Raw genomic sequence first — 8570 nt, forward strand, 5'->3', positions numbered from 1 at the left:
ATAGGTTGAGGTGGGAATGCCGAGCGTCGCCAGCGTCTGGCGCGCCGACAAATGCGAAGCTTCCACAGTGCGGATGACCGGCATGTCCGACTTGCCCTGAACGGTTTCAACGAAAGCGGCCCATTCGGCCTTGTAGGCCGGCATGTACCGTTCGAGGAAAAAGTATGTCGGTTTGGCACTGTTCACGCCGGCCGTCGTGGATTTCACCAGTGTGTTTTCGAGCACGTTTTGTGCCTGCAACAGACCTTCGGACCCAAGAACCTCGACTCGCTGGTCATAGCCATAAACCGCCCGACGGGAATTCTTGATCACAGCGATGCGACCGTCCGCATAGGTCAACGTAACCGCCGCGGTGTCGACGTCACCTGCCGCGCCGATGGCCGGATCAACGACGGACGTCCCGACGGCGCTTACTGACACGGGCGCATCCCCCATAATGAAGTTCGCCATGTCGAAGTCATGGATCATCATGTCCCGGAACAGGCCGCCTGAGACCTTGATGTATTCAACTGGCGGCGGAGCTGGATCAAAGGATGTGATCGACAGCAACTCCGCCTTGCCGATCTCACCAGCGTCGATGGCGGCCTTGAGCGCGCCGAAGCTCGGATCGAAACGGCGGTTGAAACCGATCATGATGCTCGAAGCCTTGTCACCGACATTGCCAAGACATGCCGACGCGCGTTCGAGGCTTAGGTCCACAGGCTTCTCGCACAAGACCGCCTTGCCAGCCGCTGCGGCTGCTTCGATCAGATCGGAATGTGTATCGGTCGACGTCGCGATAAGGACGGCATCAATGGAGCTGTCCGCGATGATCTCATCCGAGGTGCGAACCTCACAGCCGTAGCTCTTCGCCAGAGCCCGAGCGTTCTTTTCAAACGCATCGGACACAGCGACCAATTCGCTCTCCGGATGCGAAGAAATCGCCTGTGCGTGAACATTTCCGATACGCCCTGCGCCGAGCAATCCAACCCGCATACTGAGACCTCCCGATTCTCGTTTGAGAGAGACCATTAACGTTTTTGCACCCGCGTGCAAGAATTTTCTGCACCCGCGTGCAAATTGCTGCTAGCCTTGCATGGAGCACCGGGCATGGAACGTTTGTGATTCCGATAGTTTCGATGACAGGGAGGTCGGCAAAAGATGAACGATCAGGGCGGATCTATAACAGCGGATGATGTGGCAGCCCTTGCAGGCGTGTCCCGCTGGACAGTGAACCGCGCCTTCAAGAAGGACGCGTCAATCTCTGCGAAATCACGCGAAAAGGTTTTGAAGGCAGCCGAACATCTCGGCTATGTGCCGGATCTTCTAGCGACAAGCCTGGCCACTGACCGAACCAATCTGGTGGCACTTCTGGTCGATGACTTTGCCAACCCGCACAAGCTGATCATGATGGAACGCCTGACACGCATATTGCGAAAGAACGGCTATGACACACTGCTCGTCAACACGAGCGACGAAGAAGACGCCTCTGCCGCCCTGCTCAATGCGAGCCAAAGACGCGTGGATGCGGCCGTTCTCATTGGGGTCAGTTTCAATGACCAAAGCCTTGAAACTGCGCTTGGAGCCAAGAGGGTCAAGAAACTGATCGTCTTTGCCCGGATGTCCAGCAATGACAATACGATCTCTATCTGCTGTGATGACCGCGCCGCCATGACCGCGATCACGCAGCATGTCTTCTCGGCGGGCTATCGCAATCCGCTATTTATCGCAGGCCCGCAATCTCAATCGGCTCATCTTCAACGGAAGGAAACGTTCCTTTCGCAGTGGGAAAAGACCACAGGCTCACGTCCCAAATTTGCGTCGGTCGACCGGTATGATCCCCAAATGGCATACGATCCGGTGGCTGAGTGGCTCCGGGATATACCAAAGTCAGAGCTACCGGACGTTCTGGTTTGCGAAAACGATGCGCTGGCTATGGGAGCGATCGATGCGATCCGCTTTGAGCTCGGTCTGCGCGTGCCGGAGGACATCGCTGTTACCGGTTTCGACAACGCGCCTCAAGCCTCCAGTCCGCACTATGAATTGACAACGTATCGCCAGCCACTGACGGAAATGGCAGAAGCACTGGTGGATGTCCTTGAGGGCAAGAAACGCACCAAAGAGTTGAATGCATTTCTGGGAAACTTGATCATTCGCAACAGCGCATAGGCCGCCTTTTAATAAAGAGAATCAGAGGCGCCTGCCGGGCCCGCAGTCCGGTGCTCGAGATTGTCATCCTGATTTAGATGTTGATACGAAGCGCGCAAAGCGAATTCCGACGAAGGAGGTAAGGCAGATAGCTTAAGTGTTTTATGGAGTCGATCCCGCTTACGACAATGGGTGGTTGGGATACGCTAAAACCCTTTCCTTCAAACGACCGGTTCGGTGAAGTCCAGGGCAGCGTTGAAAATTGAGTGCTGCAGTCGCGAAGGTCTTCTGCGTCAGCACTAGCTGCAACTGCACAAGTCCGCTTCGTCCGCTCTGCCGACCTTCACTCTCCGAAAATGCTGCGGTCTGCATGAATGGCCGCTTCGGTGAAGCTGCGATGCGGCGTCCGACCTCACGGCAAAGGTCGGCTCCGGGCCGTGAGCAACGGCACGCACAGAGGGCGGATATCGGACTTTCTCCGCAGACGCGAATGATTTGGAGGGTAGCTGTGAAAGCTGACGTTCAAACCGGCCAGCAACGATGTGCTCTTCTGCATGCTCTTCTGCGTGGCTGTAAAGCCGCTCCGAGCCTATCCAACGAATGCTGCAAGGTAGTATCACTGGTCGAGTAGAGATCCATCCCGATAAGGCATTTCGTTAACGGTTTTGCTTCTATTGCTAACTAAAGATACTCGAATGCCCACTCGTTGTAGCCCTGTTCTCCGCGATACCAGAGCACGCTATCGCCCGGCCGCTCATCGTGATTCCAAAGCTGTCTTTCGCCAAGGGTCATCGCATTTCGCACCAGTCTGCGGCGTTTCTGGCTCTGCCTGATGCGCCTAGTCAGCTGCTCCTCATCCCACTTTCGGGCGGCTGCCTCGGTGAACTTCTGAAGAATGTCCGCATGGTCGGTTCTGCGTGCAAGATTGGTCAGCTCGTCCGGGTCGGCTTCCAGGTCGAACAGCATCACACCATCAACCGAGGAGGAGACGAACTTGAAACGCCCCTTTCGGATCATGAAGATCGGCGCCGGTGTGGATTCGGCTAGGTACTCGGCGTGAATGGCGCGTTCCGGCGCAGGGTTTCCCCTGTCCAGCAGAGTCAAGAGATCAACGCCTTCAAGCGTGTCGACCGGCTCCGGCGCATGTGCGATGCCCGAGAAGGTCGGCAGGAGATCCACCAGCGACGAAAATTCAGACACCCTTTGCGGTGCGATCCACGGGGCGGTGATGAACAGCGGCACTCGCATGGACTTTTCGAAGAAGTGCTTCTTGAACCACATGCCGCGTTCACCCAGCATCTCGCCGTGATCCGAGGTGAAGACGATCACGGTGTTATCGGCTGCGCGAGTGGACTCCAGCGCCTCAAGGACGCGGGCGACCAAAGTGTCGATATAGCTGATCGACCCGTAGTAGCCGCGGATGGCGCGTGCGATGTCTTCGTCGCTGAACCGAATGCCCAGCATTCCGAAGTCCTTGAGCAAACGCACGGAGTGGGGGTCATGCTCTGCCTCGCTCAGCGCCGGCACCCGAGGCGTGGGGATGTCCTTGCCCTCGTAGAGGTCCCAGAACTCCTTGCGGCAGAGATAAGGTTCATGCGGATGGGTATAGGAGACCTGCAGGAAGAATGGCCGGTCGTCGTCCGAGCGCGCGATATCATAGAGGTGCTGTACCGCCTTGAAGGTAACCTCTTCGTCGTAATCAATCTGGACGCTGCGCTCACAGACCCCGGCGATCCGGACGGCTCGGGGATCATTGGTATCTCGCTTGCCCTCATTGCCCCAGTTTGGCACCCAGGCAAAGTCAGCCGGATAAAGGTCCGCCGTCAGACGCCTTTCGAAGCCGTGGAACTGGTCGGGCCCGATAAAGTGCATCTTGCCCGACAAGGCCGTCTGATAGCCAGCCGCCCGCAGGTAGTGGGCATAGGTCGGAATCTCGGCCGAGAACTCGGCGGCGTTGTCATAGGCCCCGACTTCGGAGGCCAGCTTGCCCGTGGCCATGGAAAACCGTGATGGCGCGCAGAGCGGATAGTTGCAGTAGGCAGTCTCGAAGACAGCACCCGCATCAGCCAAACGGTCGAGCGTCGGTGCATGACAAATCTCGTTGCCATAAGCTCTCAGGGCGCTCGCCGTCAGTTGATCAACCTGGATGAATAATATGTTGGGCTGCTTTGGCATGGGTCACTCCCGCCCGATCAGGCTGCGAACCAATCCGATCGGTCCGGTTTGATACCACTTCTTGTGCTCACGCTCGCGCGAGGAGATGCCGAAACTTTGCGAAACGCGGTCGATCACGATGGCGAGGAACACGATCCCCAACCCGCCCACTGTTGCGAGCCCCATGTCGAGCCGCCCGATACCGCGCAGAACCATCTGGCCCAGACCGGTGACCGAGATCATCGACGAGACAACGACCATGGAGAGCGCCATCATGATCGTCTGGTTCACACCCGCCATGATCGTCGGCATGGCAAGCGGCAGCTCGATCTTCAGCAGGGTTTGACGGTCGGAGGCGCCGAAAGCGCGGGCGGCCTCCACCATGTCGGGCCGAACCTGACGGATGCCGAGATTGGTCAGCCGCACGACAGGCGGCAATGCGTAGATGAAGGTCACGATCACGCCAGAGACATTGCCGATCGAAAAGAGCATCACGATGGGGACGAGATACACGAAAGACGGAATCGTCTGCATGAGGTCGAGGAGAGGGCGCAGCACGAGCCAGAACCGGTCCCGCTTGGCGGCCAGCACCCCGAGCGGAATGCCGATCAGGGAACAGAACACGACGCAGGTCAGGACGATGGACAGTGTGGTCATGCTTTCTTCCCACGCCCCCATGAGGCCGATACCCATCATGCTGGCCGCAGAAATAATGGCGAGCTTCCTGCCTCCCGCCTGCCAGGCGACAAGCACGATCAAAGCAAGGATCAGCAGATCCGGCGCCTCGGTCAGCCCAGTTTCAAGCCCGGTCAGCACAAAGTCGAAGGGCACCTTAATGGCCTGGAAGAACCCCCTGAAATTTGCCACCAGCCATTGCAGGGCCGCTTCCACCCAAGGTCCGATGGGCACCCATTCGGTATCGAAGATGTTCCAGATATCCATGATGCCCTCTTATCCGCGCAGCGCCGTCAAGGCGGCCTTGATGGTGATCAGACCGACCGGGTCGCGGTCCGGGTTGACGACCGTGACCGGCGACTGATCTTCCAGAAACTGGTCGATGATCTCGGACAGCGGTGCATCCACTCGCACCTGCCTGTTGGTTGTCTGCTGGCCGTCAAGCGGCTCCATTATCGTCTCGGCCCTGACCAGCCCGACGCGGGAAATGCCTTTCACGAACTCGGCCACATAGTCGTCTTTGGGCTGGGTCACGATCTGTTCGGGCGTTCCGATCTGGACGATCTCGCCGTCATTCATGATCGCGATCTGGTCGCCCATCCGGATCGCTTCGTCGAGGTCATGGGTAATGAACAGCGTTGTCTTCTTCACATGAGCCGACAGCGCCAGAAACTGGTCCTGCAACTGGCGGCGGATCAGCGGGTCGAGCGCAGAAAAGGGCTCGTCCATCAAGAGGATCTCCGGGTCGGCCGCAAGCGCACGCGCGAGTCCCACACGTTGCTGCATTCCGCCCGACAACTGGTCTGGATAGTGGTCGATCCAGCCGCCAAGTTCCATCGCCCCAAGCGCCTTTTCTGTGGCCCTCCGCCGGTCTGCCTGGGGCACGTCGCGCACCTCCAGACCGAAACCCACGTTCTGACCGATCGTGCGATGCGGCCAGAGCGCCATGTGCTGAAAAACCATACCGATGGTCTCGGCACGAAGTTTCCGCAGATCGGTGGCGTTCATCGTGTCGACGCGCTTGCCTGCAACGTGGATCTCGCCCGAAGTCGGCTCTATCAGACGGTTCACGTGGCGCACCAGCGTGGACTTGCCCGATCCCGACAGGCCCATAATGCAGAAGATTTCACCGCGACGGACACTGAAGCTGGCATTTCGCACGCCAAGCACACAGTCAAAGCGGTCGCGCACCTCTTCTTTGCTAAGGCCCTCGTTCAGAACAGCCCGCATCGCCTCGGCAGAACGTCTTCCGTAGATTTTCCAAAGATCGCGGCATTCGATCTGGGCGTCATTCATGTCGCTTGTCCTTCGAAAAAAATGGGCGTGACAGGGAGCACGCCCACAGTTCACAGGGTATTGTCAGTTGGCCGCTGCCATTGCATCTGCAATCCAGGCATCCCACTGGTCCTGGTTGGCGGCGACCCATTCTTCGGCCTGCGCCCGGAAATCCTCCAGGGTGTTTTCACCGTCGCGAAGCCGCACTTGGGCTGCGTTCACCGCACCGATCGGGATTTCGACAAGTTCGAAGAAACGGGCCGCGGCAGGGTTCTCCGCAAGAAAATCGTTGTTGGCAACGATATAGACATCATTCAAGGCAAAGCCGGGATCCATGTCTTCGCTGTCACCCTGCACCCCAATTGCAACAACATCTTCGCCGGGAACCAGCACGTCGCTGATCCAGTTCGGCGTCCAGGTGTAGTAGAGGATCGGCGCGCCTTCGTTGAACCGTGTGATCGTATCGGCCATGATCGCGAAATAGCTGCCTTGGTCGTGCTCGACCGTGTCACGCAGGCCAAGCGCGTCGAGATGATCCTCGATCGCGATCTCGCATCCCCACCCCGGATTGCAGCCCGAAAGATTGGCCAGCCCATCGCCGTCACTGTCGAACAGGGCGGCGATCTCGGGGTCGGCCAGTTGCTGGATCGACGTGATGCCATGGGCCTCGGCGGTTGTGCGGTCGATATAGTAGCCTTGGCCCGCGCCGGTGATCGCCGGGTTCACACGGGTCATCACGGCCTCGCCTCCGGCACGATCAAAGAAGTCATTGTGCAGCGGGCGCCAGTGGTTGAAGGTGTAGCTCGCATCGCCAGACGCTACAGCCAGATGCACGGCGGGAAAATCGGCCTCAAGTGTCTCCTGCATCTCGTAGCCCAGTTCTTCAAGCCCCAGTTGCAGAACCATGTGCTGGAACCAGGCGTTCGCGGGTGTGCCCTTGATCGGTGAAACCTCCACGCCAGCCCCCGGAAGATCCTGGGCGAGCGCGGGCAAGGACATCATCGCGGCTAGCGCCGTTGACGCGACAAGTTTGGTAAATGCGTTCATTGGTCTCTCCTGTTGGTCTTTGACCCCTGGCCGGGGTAGTTCGCCTAGATCTCAGCGTGAACAGGCAAAGGCGCAATGTGAAGTTCCAAAATGCGGCACACCATGTTAACAAGATTGTTATGGCAAACCTTCGTAAAACCCTTTCAAAACTTCCCCAGCTCGTCACTTTCGAGGCTGCGTCCCGACATCTTAATTTTACGCGTGCCTCCGAGGAACTCGGGATCACGCGCGTTTCGGTCAGCCGCCAGATCGCGGATTTGGAAGAGACCGTCGGTACACGGCTGTTTCACCGCGATCACCGAAAGGTCAGCCTGACGCAGGCGGGGCGGATGCTGGAAGCGGAGGTGAACCCGGCTCTCCACCAGATCGCATCTGCGATCCAGCGCGTCACCTCAGCCCAACACGACAACAGGCTGACACTCACGACTACATCGGCCTTCGCAACCTATTGGCTGATGCCAAGGCTCGTGGACTTCAAGACGCGTCATCCTGAGACAGAACTGAATCTCATGGTCACGGACAGATATCTGGACCTTTCTGCCGAAGGCGTCGACATCGCCATCCGATACAGCAGGAATCCTCCGGCCTTTTCCAACGTCACGCCGCTCATGCAAGAAGTCGTGTTTCCCGTAGTAAGCCCACGATACACTGCGCGAACCCGGCTTAGCGACCCAGAAGACCTCTTACATGAACACCTGCTGCATCTGAGCGGGATCTACCGCCCCGGTGCCCGTTGGCCGAATTGGTTTCAGAAGAACGGCCTTCAACCCCCGGCGGAATCGAAGGGCGTGGTCGTGAACACCTACATCAACATGCTGCAGGCTGCGATAGAAGGACAGGGCATCGCTCTTGCAGGACACCCGCTGGTGGATCGCTACCTTGAGGAGGGAAGCCTCTCGAAAATCGAGGGAATGCTGGAGATCAAGCGAGATTACTTTCACTTGATCAATGCCAGCGAGGGACACAAAGAGGCTGCCAAGTTCTGCGAGTGGATATTGGAGACCGTGCAGAAGAAATGATTGAGCACCCCGGTGAAGCGATTGTCGGCCATGAGAGCGGCCTGGTGAGTCGGATGTTCGAGATGATTGTTCGGCAGTGCATGGCGGAGGGCTTCGTTCGCGCTATAGACCTCTGGTCGCTCGAAATGTAGCGACCTAAATGTATGGCCGCTTTCGTTGCGCGGCGATGCGGCGTCTGACATCACGGCCAAGGTCATCTGTGGGTGGCTCCTGCATTGCAAGAGTTTTCTGGCGATATTTGCGGTCGTTTTGGTCAGTACTGTCGTCTGTCCG

The 8570-nt window shown here is 58.1% G+C and carries 7 protein-coding genes; 2 read left to right on the forward strand and 5 right to left on the reverse strand.

The genetic code is table 11. The annotated features are described in order from the left end of the window. Positions 1-975: inositol 2-dehydrogenase (gene iolG, locus ACROHD_RS20445; protein ID WP_432680296.1), on the reverse strand; the 975-nt coding region annotated here is incomplete at its 3' end. Positions 976-1140: 165 nt separating this feature from the next. Between iolG and ACROHD_RS20450 the strand changes: the two genes are divergently transcribed. Continuing rightward, positions 1141-2148 carry a LacI family DNA-binding transcriptional regulator gene (locus ACROHD_RS20450; RefSeq protein ID WP_432680297.1) on the forward strand — a complete coding sequence of 336 codons (1008 nt, stop codon included), beginning with the start codon at positions 1141-1143 and terminating at the stop codon, positions 2146-2148. 660 nt (positions 2149-2808) lie between these two features. Here ACROHD_RS20450 and betC read toward each other — a convergent pair. From betC to proX, 4 genes are all read right to left on the reverse strand, one after another. Then, complete coding sequence (betC, locus tag ACROHD_RS20455) at positions 2809-4302, reverse strand: choline-sulfatase (protein WP_432680298.1); 1494 nt, start codon at positions 4300-4302, stop codon at positions 2809-2811. A 3-nt stretch (positions 4303-4305) separates the two neighbouring features. Beyond that, complete coding sequence (locus tag ACROHD_RS20460; protein ID WP_432680299.1) at positions 4306-5223, reverse strand: ABC transporter permease; 918 nt, start codon at positions 5221-5223, stop codon at positions 4306-4308. A gap of 9 nt (positions 5224-5232) precedes the next feature. Beyond that, positions 5233-6252 (reverse strand): quaternary amine ABC transporter ATP-binding protein, encoded by a 1020-nt coding sequence (locus tag ACROHD_RS20465; protein ID WP_432680300.1) that lies wholly within the window; start codon positions 6250-6252, stop codon positions 5233-5235. 63 nt (positions 6253-6315) lie between these two features. Continuing rightward, entirely contained in the window at positions 6316-7278 is a 963-nt protein-coding gene (proX, locus tag ACROHD_RS20470; protein WP_432680301.1) for a glycine betaine/L-proline ABC transporter substrate-binding protein ProX, read from the reverse strand. Between the two features lie 119 nt (positions 7279-7397). Here proX and ACROHD_RS20475 point away from each other — a divergent pair, with 119 nt between their 5' ends. Continuing rightward, positions 7398-8297: a LysR substrate-binding domain-containing protein gene (locus tag ACROHD_RS20475; protein ID WP_432680302.1), complete on the forward strand. Its 900-nt coding sequence runs from the start codon at positions 7398-7400 to the stop codon at positions 8295-8297. Positions 8298-8570 lie beyond the last annotated feature (273 nt).

The organism is Nioella aestuarii (genome assembly GCF_050896395.1).
Taxonomy (GTDB): Bacteria; Pseudomonadota; Alphaproteobacteria; order Rhodobacterales; family Rhodobacteraceae; genus Nioella; species Nioella aestuarii.